The sequence below is a fragment of the Pseudomonas sp. SAR267 genome (assembly GCF_052077595.1).
GTDB classification, from domain to species: Bacteria; Pseudomonadota; Gammaproteobacteria; order Pseudomonadales; family Pseudomonadaceae; genus Aquipseudomonas; species Aquipseudomonas vlassakiae.
Genome location: NZ_JBQIHU010000001.1, coordinates 1,013,591 through 1,027,607, shown reverse-complemented (window position 1 = coordinate 1,027,607; position 14,017 = coordinate 1,013,591). Strand labels below are relative to the sequence as shown.

Annotated in this window: 13 protein-coding genes; 7 read left to right on the top strand and 6 right to left on the bottom strand. The window is 64.3% G+C overall.

Going from position 1 to position 14,017, the window contains the following annotated elements:
* Positions 1 to 119 precede the first annotated feature (119 nt).
* Entirely contained in the window at positions 120 to 1,991 is a 1,872-nt protein-coding gene (locus ACTORR_RS05145; protein ID WP_313364904.1) for a SurA N-terminal domain-containing protein, read from the top strand.
* A 167-nt stretch (positions 1,992 to 2,158) separates the two neighbouring features.
* Here ACTORR_RS05145 and ACTORR_RS05140 read toward each other — a convergent pair whose 3' ends face one another.
* Positions 2,159 to 3,199: a patatin-like phospholipase family protein gene (locus tag ACTORR_RS05140; protein WP_099815312.1), complete on the bottom strand. Its 1,041-nt coding sequence runs from the start codon at positions 3,197 to 3,199 to the stop codon at positions 2,159 to 2,161.
* Positions 3,200 to 3,366: 167 nt separating this feature from the next.
* On the opposite strand from ACTORR_RS05140, the gene ACTORR_RS05135 reads away from it, so the two are divergent.
* The 3 genes from ACTORR_RS05135 (at position 3,367) to ACTORR_RS05125 (ending at position 5,312) form a co-directional block, all read left to right on the top strand.
* Positions 3,367 to 3,645: a hypothetical protein gene (locus ACTORR_RS05135; protein ID WP_054883555.1), complete on the top strand. Its 279-nt coding sequence runs from the start codon at positions 3,367 to 3,369 to the stop codon at positions 3,643 to 3,645.
* A gap of 14 nt (positions 3,646 to 3,659) precedes the next feature.
* Complete coding sequence (locus tag ACTORR_RS05130) at positions 3,660 to 4,427, top strand: CHAD domain-containing protein (protein WP_313364903.1); 768 nt, start codon at positions 3,660 to 3,662, stop codon at positions 4,425 to 4,427.
* An 87-nt stretch (positions 4,428 to 4,514) separates the two neighbouring features.
* A complete protein-coding gene (locus ACTORR_RS05125; RefSeq protein ID WP_441343571.1) occupies positions 4,515 to 5,312 on the top strand; it encodes an acyl-CoA thioesterase in 798 nt (265 codons plus the stop codon).
* A gap of 3 nt (positions 5,313 to 5,315) precedes the next feature.
* Here the strand turns inward: ACTORR_RS05125 and ACTORR_RS05120 are convergent, their stop codons facing one another.
* From ACTORR_RS05120 to ACTORR_RS05110, 3 genes are all read right to left on the bottom strand, one after another.
* Complete coding sequence (locus ACTORR_RS05120; RefSeq protein ID WP_313364902.1) at positions 5,316 to 5,684, bottom strand: Mpo1-like protein; 369 nt, start codon at positions 5,682 to 5,684, stop codon at positions 5,316 to 5,318.
* 87 nt (positions 5,685 to 5,771) lie between these two features.
* Entirely contained in the window at positions 5,772 to 7,250 is a 1,479-nt protein-coding gene (locus ACTORR_RS05115) for a methyl-accepting chemotaxis protein (protein ID WP_313364901.1), read from the bottom strand.
* Positions 7,251 to 7,338: 88 nt separating this feature from the next.
* Positions 7,339 to 8,136 (bottom strand): TatD family hydrolase, encoded by a 798-nt coding sequence (locus ACTORR_RS05110; protein WP_099815316.1) that lies wholly within the window; start codon positions 8,134 to 8,136, stop codon positions 7,339 to 7,341.
* Between the two features lie 158 nt (positions 8,137 to 8,294).
* Here ACTORR_RS05110 and ACTORR_RS05105 point away from each other — a divergent pair, with 158 nt between their 5' ends.
* The 3 genes from ACTORR_RS05105 (at position 8,295) to greB (ending at position 10,700) form a co-directional block, all read left to right on the top strand.
* Positions 8,295 to 9,701 (top strand): transglycosylase SLT domain-containing protein, encoded by a 1,407-nt coding sequence (locus ACTORR_RS05105; protein ID WP_262108486.1) that lies wholly within the window; start codon positions 8,295 to 8,297, stop codon positions 9,699 to 9,701.
* A gap of 205 nt (positions 9,702 to 9,906) precedes the next feature.
* Positions 9,907 to 10,215, top strand: coding sequence for a hypothetical protein (locus ACTORR_RS05100; protein WP_054883562.1), 309 nt, complete (start codon positions 9,907 to 9,909; stop codon positions 10,213 to 10,215).
* A gap of 11 nt (positions 10,216 to 10,226) precedes the next feature.
* Complete coding sequence (greB, locus tag ACTORR_RS05095) at positions 10,227 to 10,700, top strand: transcription elongation factor GreB (RefSeq protein WP_313364900.1); 474 nt, start codon at positions 10,227 to 10,229, stop codon at positions 10,698 to 10,700.
* A 124-nt stretch (positions 10,701 to 10,824) separates the two neighbouring features.
* On the opposite strand, the gene ACTORR_RS05090 is transcribed toward greB, so the two are convergent.
* Entirely contained in the window at positions 10,825 to 13,332 is a 2,508-nt protein-coding gene (locus ACTORR_RS05090) for an ABC transporter permease (RefSeq protein ID WP_099815318.1), read from the bottom strand.
* Positions 13,332 to 14,015, bottom strand: coding sequence for an ABC transporter ATP-binding protein (locus ACTORR_RS05085; RefSeq protein WP_054883565.1), 684 nt, complete (start codon positions 14,013 to 14,015; stop codon positions 13,332 to 13,334). The genes ACTORR_RS05090 and ACTORR_RS05085 overlap by 1 nt, the downstream gene beginning before the upstream one ends.
* Between the last annotated feature and the right edge of the window lie 2 nt (positions 14,016 to 14,017).

Below are 14,017 nucleotides of genomic sequence, written 5' to 3'. Positions count from 1 at the left end.
TTCCCGCCTGACACGTTTGCTAAGAAAAGGCGCATCCTCGGATGCGCCTTTCTTTTATCAGGATTCTACCCACGCTCCGCGGTTGTCGACGCAGTGGTACAGCCGTTTCTGGGGGACGCATGCTGCAAAATATCAGGGACAATTCACAAGGTTGGATTGCCAAGACCATCATCGGCCTCATCGTCGTGTTGATGGCGTTGACCGGTTTCGAAGCCATTTTCAAGGCCGCCACCCACAGCCAGGACGCGGCTAAGGTGAACGGCGACACCATCAGCCAGAATGAGCTGAGCCAGGCTGCCGACATGCAGCGCCGTCAGCTGATGCAACAGTTGGGCAAGGATTTCGACCCAGCGGTGCTGGATGACAAGCGCCTGCGCGACGCTGCGCTCAAAGGTCTGATCGATCGCAAACTGCTGCTGCAGGGTGCCAAAGACGCCAAGTTCGCCTTCTCTGAGGCCGCGCTGGACCAGGTGATTTTGCAGACGCCGGAATTTCAGGTCGATGGCAAGTTCAGTGCCGATCGTTTCGATCAGGTTATCCGCCAGCTGGGTTATGGCCGCATGCAGTTCCGCGACATGCTCGCGGAAGAGATGCTGATCGGCCAGCTGCGTACCGGTATCGCTGGCAGCAGCTTCGTCACCGACCAGCAGGTTGACGCCTTTGCCCGTTTGGAAAACCAGACCCGCGATTTCGCTTCCCTGACCTTCAAGGCCGACCCGGCCGCAGTCAAGGTAAGCGATGGCGAGGTCAAGGCGCATTACGACCAGCACGCCAAAGAGTTCATGACCCCTGACCAGGTGGTCATCGACTACATCGAGCTGAAGAAGTCGGCGTTCTTCGACCAGGTCAAGGTCACCGACGACGAGCTCAAGGCCCAGTACGAGAAGGAAGTTGCCAACCTCGCCGAACAGCGTCGTGCCGCGCATATCCTCATCGAGGTCAACGACAAGGTCACCGACGCCCAGGCCAAGGCCAAGGCCGAAGAGATCGAACAGCGCCTGGCCAAGGGCGAAGACTTCGCCAAGCTGGCCAAGGAGTTCTCCCAGGACCCAGGTTCTGCCAGCAATGGCGGTGATCTCGGCTTCGCAGGCCCAGGCGTGTATGACCCGGCCTTCGAAGACGCGCTGTACAAGCTCAACGACGGTCAGGTATCGGCCCCGGTACGTACCGAGTTCGGCTACCACCTGATCAAGCTGCTGGGCAAGCAAGCGCCGGAAATACCGAGTTTCGCCAGCCTGAAGGACAAGCTGACCCGCGACTTGAAGACCCCTCTGGTCGAGCAGCGTTACGTCGACGCCAGCAAGCAGCTGCAGGATGCTGCCTACGAGGCTTCCGACCTGGCCCAGCCGGCTCAGGACCTGAACCTCAAGGTGCAGACTTCCGCGCCGTTCGGCCGCGAAGGCGGCGAGGGCATCACCGCCAACCGTGGCGTGATTCAGGCGGCGTTCTCCGAAGAGGTGATGGATGAAGGTGCCAACAGCACCGCCATCGAACTCGACCCGGAAACCACCGTCGTGCTGCGCGTCAAGGAACACCGCAAGCCGGAGCAACTGCCGCTGGAAGCCGTGGCCAAGAACATCAGCGAACACCTGGCCAAGGAGAAGGCAACTGCCGAACTCAAGGCCAAGGCGGACAAGCTGATTGCCGGCCTGCGTGACGGTTCCATCGCTGCTGCTGGTGCGCACGACGGTCAGCAGTGGAAGGCTCACGAAGCAGTGACCCGTGGTCAGGACGGTATCGATCCGGCCGAGCTGCAGGCGCTGTTCCGCCTGGCCAAGCCGCAAGCCAAGGACAAGCCGGTGTACGGCAGCGTGGTCCTGGCCGACGGCAGCCTGGTCGTGCTGCAGCTCAAGGGCGTCAACGAAGGTGCCGCCGCCAGCGATGACGAGAAGCAGCAGATCCGCCGCTACCTCGCATCGCGTGCAGGGCAGCAAGACTTTGCAGCCTACCGCAAGCAACTGGAAGGCACTGCCGACATCACCCGTTACTGAGTGATGGTTGCATGACAAAACAGGCCGCCTTGTGCGGCCTGTTTCTTTTCTGTCGTCCTGTACCGGCCCTTTCGCGGGCAAGCCCCACAGGTACGGCACCGCTCTTGAAAGCTGTGCCGTACCTGTGGGGCTTGTCCGCGAAGAGGCCCGCAAAGGCGACTCAAGGCCTAGCGCTTGACTCCCTCATAGTTGTCCAGCGTATCCCGCGCAATCTCCCGCCCCAGCGCAATGAGTTCCGGCGCCTTGTAGAACTCGAAGAAGCGGCACACCCGCTTTGGCACGTTGATCAGCACATCCGGCGGATACCCGGCGATCTTGTACTGCGCCAGTGACGTCTGCATCACCTCGAAGCTCTGGTTGATCAGGTCGAGCAGCGAGGCCGGCCCGACGTTGTCGATGATGAACGAGCCGGTTGCTGACTTGGGCGCGCCTTCACCCTCGGGCGCTGCGGCGGGTTGCTGGGCCTCGGGGGCGGCCGTGTCGGCCAGCCACGGGTTGGGCGGTGCCAGCCCTTCGGCGACGATCTCCTGCTCGATGCGAATCAGCTCTTCGGCAGGCTTGCGCCGAAACGGCAGGCGCGAGCCCAGTGAGCTGAGCAGGGCATCGAAGCGCATCTTGAAAGCTGCCGGCCGCTCGATCACCGGCAGCTGGTATTGCTTCTGGTTGGTCGCGTTAAGGTTGACCGCGATGATCAAGTCACAGTGGCTGGACACCACCGGTACGATCGGCAGAGGGTTGAGAATGCCACCGTCGACCAGCATGCGATTGCCCTGCATCACCGGGGTGAAAAGGCTCGGTATCGCCGCCGAGGCACGCATGGCCTGATGCAGGCAGCCTTCCTGGAACCAGATTTCCTGCTGGTTGGTCAGGTCGGCCGCCACTGCCGTATAAGGGATGCGCAGCTGCTCGATGTTCATGTCGCCGACGATCTTGCGGATCTGGCCGAACACCTTGTCACCGCGGATGGCGCCAAGGCGGAAACTGACATCGACCAGGCGCAGTACGTCCAGGTAGTCCAGGCTTTCGATCCAGTTGCGGTATTCCTCCAGTTTGCCTGCCGCGTAGATACCGCCAATCACTGCGCCCATGGAGCAGCCAGCAATGCAGGCGATGTCGTAGCCGCGCCGTTCGATTTCCTCGATAACGCCGATATGGGCATACCCACGAGCGCCTCCCGATCCCAACACCAATGCCACGCGTTTGCTCATGAGCGATCCCCGGCTTGTGCCACCATGGTTCTACAATGCACTCATCGCTGCCTGTGCTTCAATCCAGACGGCGCTGAACTACGCTAAGCAAAGCATATCGAGCCGGGCACTTTTCAGTTGCACAGGCGTCGAACAGCCACTGTTTTTTGACCTTTGAGGTACTACCGATGAAAGCCTGGATCTGCCTTCCACTGATTGCCCTGGCCCTTGCAGGCTGCGCGGGCAAGACGGCCTACCGCGAAAGCTGCGCGACTCAGCTCGATGCCGCCTGGAAGGAGCTGGACCTGGCCAAGGCCGAGGGCTTCGCCGGCACTGTCAGCTATTCCAAGGCGCTGTCGTTGCTGACGGGTGCCAAGACGCAGCAGCAGTTCGAGGGGTACGAAGGGTGCACCCACAAGTCCGAGAAGGCCCGCTTCTACATTCGTGAGTCGCGCGCCGGGCGTTGATCAAGGAGTGTCACATGTCAGCCATGCTCGATCATATCGTTGCCCAGTTGCTGACCTTGCAGGTGCGTCTGCTGGCCTGCCGTGAGCGCCTGGCTGCCAATACTGACAGCGAGGCGCTGCACGACTTGCGGACCAGCCTGCGGCGCCTGCGCAGCCTGTTGCGGCCGCTGCGGGGGCTGCCAGGAGTGGAGCAGCTGGAGGAGGCGGCGCGGTCGTTGGGGGCGCTGACCACGCCCCTGCGGGATCGAGAGGTGCTGGCTGCCGAGCTCATCGGGTGCGGCCATGCCGAAGCCGGGCAACGGCGCCTGGCAAGGTGGGACAGTGCATTCGCCAGTGTTGCCGCCAGCCCGCAGCTGACCCGGGTGCTGGCGATAGTCGATGTGTTCCCGCTGTTTCTGCGGGCAGCGGAGCGCGAGGGGCTGGCCAAGTCGCTGGTCAAGCGGGTCGACAAGCGCCTGGTCAAGCAATGGCACAAGCTGCATGAAGCCCTGCAGGACCCCGGCCATGATCGCCATCGTTTGCGCCTGCTGATCAAGCGGGTACGGTACGGCGACGAGGCTTATCCGCAGCTCGACCATGCCGGCAAGAAGCTGCAGCGTCTGTTGAAGAAGGCCCAGGGCAATCTGGGTGATTGGCATGACCGCCTGCAGTGGTTGCTGCAAGCCAAGGATCACCCGGACCTGGCGCCATGCAAGGAAAGCTGGGAGCGGCAACTGCGCGACGCAGAACGCAACGCCGACCTCACCCTCGATGCGCTGCAGGCCTCGCTCAAGCGACGTTAGCCCGGCAAATGACCGATATGCGGGCTGATCGGTCGGCGTTTGCTGGCTAGTATTGGCAAACCTTTCGCTGTAGGCAGGAGCCGGCCGATGAATTTCAACCAATTGCTCGACGCGGTGCGGGAAAACCCCGAGGCGCTCAGCATTCCGCCCAGCTGGGCCCAGGGGCGTGCCGTGTTCGGCGGCCTGATGGCGGCCATGGTTTATGAGCGTATGCGTCTGAAGCTCGCCGATGATCGCCCGGTGCGTTCGCTGGCCATCTGCTTCGTCAGCCCGGCGGCAGCGGATGTGCCCATCCGTTTCGAGGTAGAAGTGCTGCGTGAGGGCAAGGCAGTCAGCACCTTGCTGGGCCGCGCCATTCAGAATGGCCAGGTGGTGACGCTGGTGCAGGGCAATTTTGGTGCGGGCCGACCGTCGGTGATCAATGTTGCCGCTGCGCCCGCCGTGGCGATGACACCGCTCGAGCAAGCGGCTCCGGAGTTACCCTACATCAAGGGCGTCACTCCGGAGTTCATGCGCCATGTTGCGTTGCGCTGGACGGTCGGAGGCCTGCCGTTCAGTGGCAACGCGTCGCGCCACATGGGCGGCTGGGTGCGCCTGCGCGATGTTGCTGAAGAGCAGATCAACGAGGCGCACCTGTTGGCGCTGGTGGACGCCTGGCCACCGAGCCTGATGCCGTTTCTCAAGCAACCAGCCGCGGGCAGTACCTTGACCTGGACCATCGAATTCATCCAGCCGACGGCGAAACTGTCAACGCTGGACTGGTGCTATTACCGTGTCGAGACCGAACATGCGCGCGATGGCTACGGCCACGCGGCGGCAGCGTTGTGGAGTGCCGAAGGGGAGTTGCTGGCGCTGAGCCGGCAGACGGTCACGGTGTTCGCCTGATCATCAGTGCCGGTGCTTGTGCCGCTCGCGCCAGGCTCTCCACCAGGCGCCGCTGAGCACGAAGCGTGGAAAGGTGACGAACTGCTCGGTCAGCAGCCGCTGCACCGCGTCCTTGCGATTGGCGAACGGTTCAGACTGCTCGGCTTCCAGGCGATGCCCTTGGCGCTGCAGGCCCAGGCCGGCAAACACGGCTATGACGCCGACGGCGATCTGGCCCAGGTCCAGGCCGAACAGGCCTGACAACACCAGTAGCGCACCGAGGATGAACAGCGGCACGGCAATCAGGTGCAACACCAGATTGGTCGGGTGCCGGTGATTGTGGTGGTAGCCACGCCATTGCCAGGCGTGCAGGTTGGGCAGTCGTTTGCTCATGGGCAGCTCCTCGCGCTTTTTCTTGCAGGCATGCCCAAAGCTTAGTGTGGCCCCGGTTACGGGGCCAATCGAGGCTGGCTATGGCGACTATAGCTTGAGCTGGCCAATGGCCTTGCTCAGCTCACCGGCCAGGGTCGCCAGGTGGCTGCTGGTGGTGGCCGAGTCGACGGTCTGCTGCACGGTCTCTTCGGTGACATCGCGGATGCTCACCACCGCGCGGTTCATCTCTTCGGCCACTTGGCTTTGCTGCTCCGCAGCGACGGCAATCTGTGTATTGCTCTCGCGCATCCGGGCAACCGCGCCGGTAATTTCGGCCAACGCCGCGCCAGCCTCCTGCGCCTGGCGGACGCAGTCGTCGGCCTTGTACGAACTCTCCTGCATGAACTCCACGGCGTCACGGGTGCCAGCCTGCAGGTCGGCGACCATGCGGGTGATTTCGTCAGTGGAGGTCTGCACGCGCTTGGCCAGGTTGCGCACCTCGTCGGCAACCACGGCAAATCCGCGGCCCAGGTCACCTGCGCGGGCGGCTTCGATGGCGGCGTTGAGTGCCAGCAGGTTGGTCTGCTCGGCGATACTGTGAATGACCCCGACCACGCTGTTGATCTTCTGGCTGTCGTCGGCGAGCTGACGAATCATCTCGGCGGTTTGCTGAACGCCACTGGAGAGCCCGGAGATCGAGTCCTGCACCCGGCTGACCACGTCCTTGCCACTGCCGGCCAGGGTGTCGGCGGTCTGCGACAAGTCACGGGTGGCGCCTGCATGCTGGGCAATGTGGTGCACAGTGGCCGACATTTCATTGATTGCCGTGGCCGCCTGGTCGGTCTCACTCTGTTGGCCGAGCATGCCATGGCGCACTTCGCTCATGCTTGCGGCCAGGCGCGCGGCACCGGAATCCAGCTGCGCCGCGGTCTGGGCGACGGTGCTGACCACACGGTGGTAGGTGGCCTGCATGGCATTGAAGGCACCGGCCATCTGGCCGACTTCGTCGCCACAGGCCAGCGGCACGCGGGCCGACAGGTCGCCGGTCTTTTCCACGTGCAGCATCACGTCCTTGAGGGTGTTGAGCTGGCTGAGCAGGAAGCGGATCAGCAGCTGCGATGCGCCGAGCATCGCGAGCATGAGGATAAGCACGCAGAAGGCGTAGTTGCTGAAGCGGTCTAAGAACACCTGGCGAAGGCTTGGCGCTACGGCCAGTACGGCCAGTTGCTGCGAACCATGGCGCAGCACCTGAGCGCCGCGCAGCGGGTTGTCGCCGAGGATCCAGGCCGCCGGCAAGGCTACCCAGCCTTGGGCAGTGGTCAGGGCTTCGAGGCCTTCACCCGCATAAGACGGGGTCTGCCCGGGCTGCCAGGTGATCAGGTTGGCTTGGCGCGGCAGGGCCTGACCGGTAGGCCAGGCCGCCAGCAGTTCGGCCTGGGCTTGCGCCTGGGCTTGCGCAGCCTCGGCACGGGCGCGTTGCTCAAGGTGCACCGCATAGAGCACCAGCAGCAATGTCGTGACAAAGGCCACCGCGTTGACGGCCCAGAATTTGTACTTCAGGGAAATATTGCTAAGCCAGGCACCCATGGGCAGGTCTTCTCTGAGTTGAGCGGAAACATTATTGGCAAGGTGCCATCATTGTGCCCGCGCACTCGAGAAACGTTCATGACATGCGTCAAGGAAGCTGGAAGAAGGCTTTGGCCGTGGCAGTGGTGTGTTGGGCGCAGTGCTCGATGCGCTCGTTGCGATGCAGCGCCACTTCACGCAACACCTCGGTGAGGAATGCCGGCTCATTGCGGCCGTTTTTCGGCTTTGGCCGCAGGCTGCGTGGTAGCAGGTAGGGCGCGTCGCTCTCCAGCATCAGCCGGCCTTCGGCGATGTTGCCCACCAGCGGATGCAGGTGGGTGCCGCGACGCTCGTCGCAGATCCAGCCGGTGATGCCGATGTGCAGGTCCATGTCCAGGTAGGCGAACAAGGCTTCGCGCGCGCCGGTAAAGCAATGCACCACGGCAGCCGGTAGGTGGTCGCGGTAATCCTTGAGGATGGCCAGCAGGCGCTCGCTGGCATCGCGCTCATGCAGAAACACCGGCAAGCGCAGTTCCGCCGCCAGGGCCAGCTGGGCTTCCAGGGCCTTTTCCTGGAGCGGGCGAGGGGAGAAGTCACGGTTGAAATCCAGCCCGCATTCACCCACGGCCCGCACCCGGGATTCAGCCAGCAGCTGGCGCAGATTCCGCTCGCTGTCGCCATCCCATGACTTGGCATCGTGTGGGTGCACGCCAGCCGTGGCGAACAGGTGCTGGCCGTCGCCATCGAGCTGCTGACACAGCTCCAGCGCCTGCTCGCTGACCTCCAGGCTGGTGCCGGTCAGGACCATTTGTAGCACGCCGGCTTCGATGGCGCGCTCGACGATGGCGGCCTGCTGGTCGTGAAAACTGCTGTTGGTCAGGTTGACGCCGATATCGATCAGTTGCATGGTGCTACCTCGTGCCGCGGGGCGGCCAGCATAGCAAAAAGCGTGATATTCGGAAAAAACCAAGAACTTCAGGCAGTTGTCGTGGTCTTCTAGCGTCATTTCTTACGACCGCACGTTCCGCCATGGCTGCTGCCCACCGACCACGGACACGATTTCGCATGCTGCGATACCTGCTGACCCTGATGCTGATGCTCGGGCTGACCGCGGTCGGTCCGGCCTACGCACGGCTGCCAGGGCCACAGCAGCACGTGCCGGTGAACAGTGCCCGAGACTTGCAGCAGATCCGCAGCACCAAGGTGCTGCGGGTGCTGGTCAACCAGAGCCGCAACAGCTCCGGTGAGATCAAGGGTGAACCGGTGGGTATCGAGTATTACCGCCTGCGTGGCCTCGAGCATTACCTCAATGCCCGGGCCGGTGATGGCCAGCAGATCAGCCTGAAGATCATTCCACGGGCCAAGGAGCAGCTGCTGGGTGCCCTGCAGCGCGGTGAAGGTGACCTGGCCGCACCAGGCGAGCTGCTCGACCCGGCCCTGACCGGCGGGGTCAACAGCAGTGCGCCAGTGCTCGACCAGGTGCCGCTGCTGCTGGTCGGGCGCAAGGGGGAGCGCAGCTATACCCGCGCCGAACAGCTCTCCGGCCGTACGGTGGCATTGACCAGCGCCAGCGCGGCAGGGGCGGTGATACAGCAGCTCAATCAGCAGCTGGCTCTGCGTAAACGGGCGCCGATCAAGATCGAATGGGTTGATGCGACGTTGGCGGTGGAAGACGTGCTGGAGATGGTCCAGGCCGGCATCTATCCGTTGACCATGGTGGAGCGCCCGATCGCCCAGCGCTGGGCCAGGGTCATGCCGAACCTGCGCCTGGACACCCGCGTGCAACTGGGGCAGGCGCAGGCCATGCGGTGGTATGTGCGGCGTGATGCGACGATGCTGTTGGCCACGGTTGATCGCTTTCTCCAGGGGTATCATGCGCCGGAAAACCAGGATGCGGCCTTCGAACGCATCTACCGACGCCAGTACCGGGTACACAACCCGTTGGCTGGCAAAGACCGGCAGCGCCTGAACTCACTGCGCCCGGTATTGCAGAAGCATGCCGAGGCGCAGCAGATCGACTGGCTGAACCTGGCGGCCCTGGCCTTCAAGGAATCCACCCTGAACCCTGCGGCACGCGGCAGCGGCGGGGCGCACGGCCTGATGCAGATCACCCCGTCGGCTGCGCAACGGGTGGGGGTCAGCGACACTGGCTCGGTCGATGGCAATGTCCAGGCCAGTGCGCGCTACCTGGCGCTGATCCGCCGCAAGTTCTTCGCCAGCCCGCAGATCAACGAGCGCGAGCGCATGGCGTTTGTGCTGGCGGCCTACAACCTCGGCCCGGAGCGGGTCCAGGCCATGCGCGCCGAGGCCCGCAAGCGCGGCCTCAATGGTAACCAATGGTTCTTCCAGACCGAGCGCATCGCCATGGAGCAGGTCGGCATGGGGCCGGTCAATTTCGTCAACAGCGTCAACAAGTACTTCCTGGCGTTCAGCCGCGAACGCACGGCGCTGGAACGTGTTGTCAGTCGTTGACCAAGCGCCAGCCGAACGCATTTCAGCGTGGGGCTTGCAGCTTGCGGCTGGTCGCTCTAGCATACCGCCTGCGCCGATTTAAACAGCTACTTGCGGGGCGCGGGACTGGCACGCTTTCCGGGTCGTCCGAAATACCGCTAAAGCGCTGGTTCGGTGACGCCTCCCACCGCTGCCCAGCGGGATTCGCGAGGCGGAGAGAAACTCCATGAGTTGTCCACGTACCAGTGTCTGTTTGAGCCCGTTGCCTGCCGGCCAGGCTTCCCGTACACCGCGCATTCTGCTCGGTGGCCAGCATCAACCAACGCTCTTGCGCCAACTTGAAGGCTTGTCGCGCCGCAAGGGGCAGGCCCGCGCTTTTCTCATCCAGTTCGCCGAAGACGCATGCCGCCTGGAGCAGTTCGGCAACGATCGCTTCGACCTGGCGGTGATCCAGGCGCCAACCCGCGAGGACGCGGCCGAAGTGATTGGCCAGCTGACCCGCATCGCGCGCCAGGGCCTGATTACCCGACGCTGAGGAGCGCGCCGTTGAGCACCAACATCATCACCACGGAAGGTCGCGAGGCCCTCAAGAAGGAGCTGGACCATCTGTGGCGGGTGTACCGCCCGGAAATCACCCAGAAAGTGGCCTGGGCCGCTTCGCTCGGCGATCGCAGCGAGAACGCCGACTACCAGTACAACAAGAAGTTGCTGCGCGAAATCGACCGTCGGGTCCGCTATCTGCGCAAGCGCCTCGAGGATGTGAAGGTGGTCGCCTACTCGCCGCAGCAGGAAGGCAAGGTCTTCTTCGGTGCCTGGGTCGAAATCGAAAACGATGACGGCGAGACCAAGAAGTTTCGTATTGTCGGGTATGACGAGATCTATGGCCGTAACGACTATATCTCGATCGACTCGCCGATGGCCCGGGCCCTGCTCAAGAAGGAGGAGGGCGACGAAGTGCTGGTGAATACCCCCACCGGTCAAGCAACCTGGTACGTGAACAGCATCCACTACGGGCAATGAATCAATATCGCCTGCGCCGGCCTCTTCGCGGGTAAATCCGCTCCCACAGCGATTGCACAACTTTCAGACTGGTGATGTACCTGTGGGAGCGGCTCTAGCCGCGAAGCGGCCAGCACAGGCGCTATCAACTTTCCCGTAGTACCGCCAGTGGGCTGGCATTCAGCGCTCGTCGAGTGCCTAAAACACCTGCCCCGCCCACCAGCATCGCCCCGATCAGCGGCAACAGCAGCAGCCACGGATGCGGGCTCCACTGCAAGTCGAACGCATAACGATACAGCACCAGGGTAATCAGCTCGCACCCCAGCGCCGCCAAGGCACCACTGGCCGCCCCCAGCAAACCGAACTCGATGCGCCGCGCCTTGACCAACAAGGGGCGCGCGGCGCCCAGTGCTCGCAGCAAGGCACCTTGGCGAATCCGCTCGTCCAACGTTGCCTGCAACCCGGCGAACAATACGGCAAGCCCTGCCGCCAGCACGAACAGCAACACATACTCGACCGCCAGGGTGACCTGGGCGAGGATGCTGCGCAGCTGCTCGAGCAAGGCATCGACCTGCAGGATGGTCACTGCCGGGAACGCCCGCGACAGCGCCACCACGTCCAGATCATGGCCGGGGGCGAGGTAGAAGCTGGTCAGGTACGTGGTTGGCAGCCCCTGCAGGGTGCCCGGCTGGAAGATCATGTAGAAGTTCGGCTGAAAGCTGTCCCAGTGCACGCTGCGCAGGCTGCTGACGCGCGCCTGGCGCTGCTCGCCACCAATGTCGAACGTCAGCAGGTCGCCCAGTTGCAGCTTCAGGCTGGCAGCCAGTTCGGCCTCGACCGACACACCGGGAGTTTCGTCGCTGGCAGGCAAGGCTTGCCACCAGTTGCCTGCGCTCAGCACATTGCCCACGGGCAGGTCGGCAGCCCAGGTCAGGCTGAGGTCGCGTTGTACCGCCCGCTCGCCGGCGGAATCCTTGCTGACGACCTGCTGCACCGGTTGATCGTTGATCTGAATCAGCCGGCCCGGTGTCACCGGATATAGCGGTGCCGAACTGGCGTTTACCTCGTGCAGGCGCTGGGCGAACGGTTCGCGGTCGGTGGGCAGGATGTTCAGGGCAAAGTGGTTGGGTGCGTCCTTGGGCAGTTGTGCCTGCCAGTTGTCGAGCAGTTCTGCCCGCAACAGCGCCACCACTGCCATTGCCAGGAGGATCAGGCCAAATGCCAGGGCTTGCCCGGCAGCGGCCATGGGGTGGCGCAGCAACTGGCCAAGGCCCAGGCGCCAGGCCAGTGGCGCGCCGGCGAGTGCCTTGCGCAAGCTCTGCAAACCGAGCAACAGCAGCCCGCCCAGCAGCAGTGCGGCGACCAGGCCACCGCCGAGCAGGGCGAAGGTCAGTAGCAGGTCGAGGCTCAGGCGCCACATGATCAGGCCCAGGGCGAGCAGGGCGGCGCCATACACCAGCCAGCTGCTCGGTGGCACGGGCAGCAGATCACGGCGCAGCACGCGCAGCGGTGGCACCTGGCCGAGCGCGGCCAGCGGCGGCAAGGCAAAACCGGCCAGGGCGACCAGGCCGGTGGCGATGCCGGCCAGTGCCGGAAGCATGCCCCCGGCCGGCACTTCGCTGGGCAACAGGCCATGCAGCAGGCGGAACAGGCCCAGTTGCGCCAGCCAGCCGAGCAGGGCGCCAGCCAGTGCGGCGACCAGCCCTAGCATCGCCAGTTGCAGGCAATACAGCCCCAAGGCCTGGTGCCGCGACAGCCCCAGGCAGCGCAGCAAGGCGCTGGCATCCAGGCGCCGCGCAGCGTAGCGGCTGGCGGACAGCGCCACGGCGACGCCTGCCAGCAGCACGGCCACCAGGCTAGCCATGTTCAGGTAGCGCTCGGCTTTGCCCAGGGCGCCACCGATCTGGCGGTTGCCATCGCGGGTGTCGAGCAGGCGCTGGTTGGCAGCAAGGTGCTTGGCCACGTTCTTGTGGTATTGCACGACGGCTTCGGCATCGCCGCGCCAGAGGTCGCGGTAGGTGACCCGGCTGCCGGGCTGAACGACCCCGGTCGCTTGCAGGTCGGCCAGGTTCATCATCAGCCGGGGCGTCAGGCTATAGAAGTTGTTGGCGCGGTCCGGCTCGTAAGTCAGCACCCGGCTCATGCGCAAGGTCTTCATGCCGACGTCGATGCGGTCGCCGACTTTCAGCCCCAGCGCCGCGAGCAGGCGAGGTTCGACCCAGGCTTCTCCAGGGGCCGGGCCGCCTCCAGGGGTTTCCTCGGCATACGGGGCTGCGGCACTGCGTACCTGCCCGCGCAACGGGTAGGCGCCATCGACCGCCTTGATGCTGGAAAGCTGGATGCCGGCATCGCCGCCCACCACGCTGGTGAATTCGACGACCTGGGCATGCCGCAGGCCCAGCGCCTGGCCAGCGCTGAGCTGTTCTTCCCGGGCAGCCGTGCTGCCTTGCAGTACCAGGTCGGCGCCGAGGAATTCGCTGGCGCGCAGTTGCATCGCGCCATTCAGGCGGGCGCCGAAATAACCGATGGCGGTACTGGCGGCGACGGCCACCAGCAAGGCAAAGAACAGCACCCGCACTTCGCTGGCGCGGATGTCGCGCAGCAGCTGGCGCAGGGCCAGGCCGCACAGGCGAGACAGTGGCATGTGCTTCATCAGGCCTCCACCTGCGCCACCAGGCGGCCTGCGTCCAGGCGGATCTGGCGGCGGCAGCGCCGGGCCAGGCGCTCGTCATGGGTGACCAGCACCAGGGTGGTGCCGCGCTCCTTGTTCAGCTCGAACAGCAGGTCGCTGATGCGCTCGCCGGTGTGGCTGTCGAGGTTGCCGGTAGGTTCGTCGGCGAACAGCACTGCCGGTTGTGCGGCGAAGGCGCGAGCGATGGCGACACGCTGTTGCTCGCCACCGGAAAGCTGGCGTGGGGTGTGGGCCAGGCGCTTGCCCAGGCCGACCCGCTCCAGCAGGGTGCGGGCATGCTCGCGGGCGTCGCGCCGACCGTCCAGCTCCAGCGGCAACATCACGTTCTCCAGGGCATTGAGGCTGTCGAGCAGCTGGAACGATTGAAAGACGAAACCGACATGCTCGGCGCGTACCCTGGCGCGTTGGTCTTCGTCCAGCGGGCCGAGGTCGTGCCCGGCGAGAATGACCTGGCCGGCGCTGGGACGATCGAGGCCGGCGAGCAACCCGAGCAGGGTCGACTTGCCCGAGCCGGAGGCACCGACGATGGCCAGGCTGTCGCCCTGGGCGAGGTCGAGGGAAAGAGCGTGGAGGATGGTCAGGTCACCTTCCGCGCTGGGGACCACTTTGCTAAGGTTCTGCGCAACGAGAATGCTGGGGCCCATGG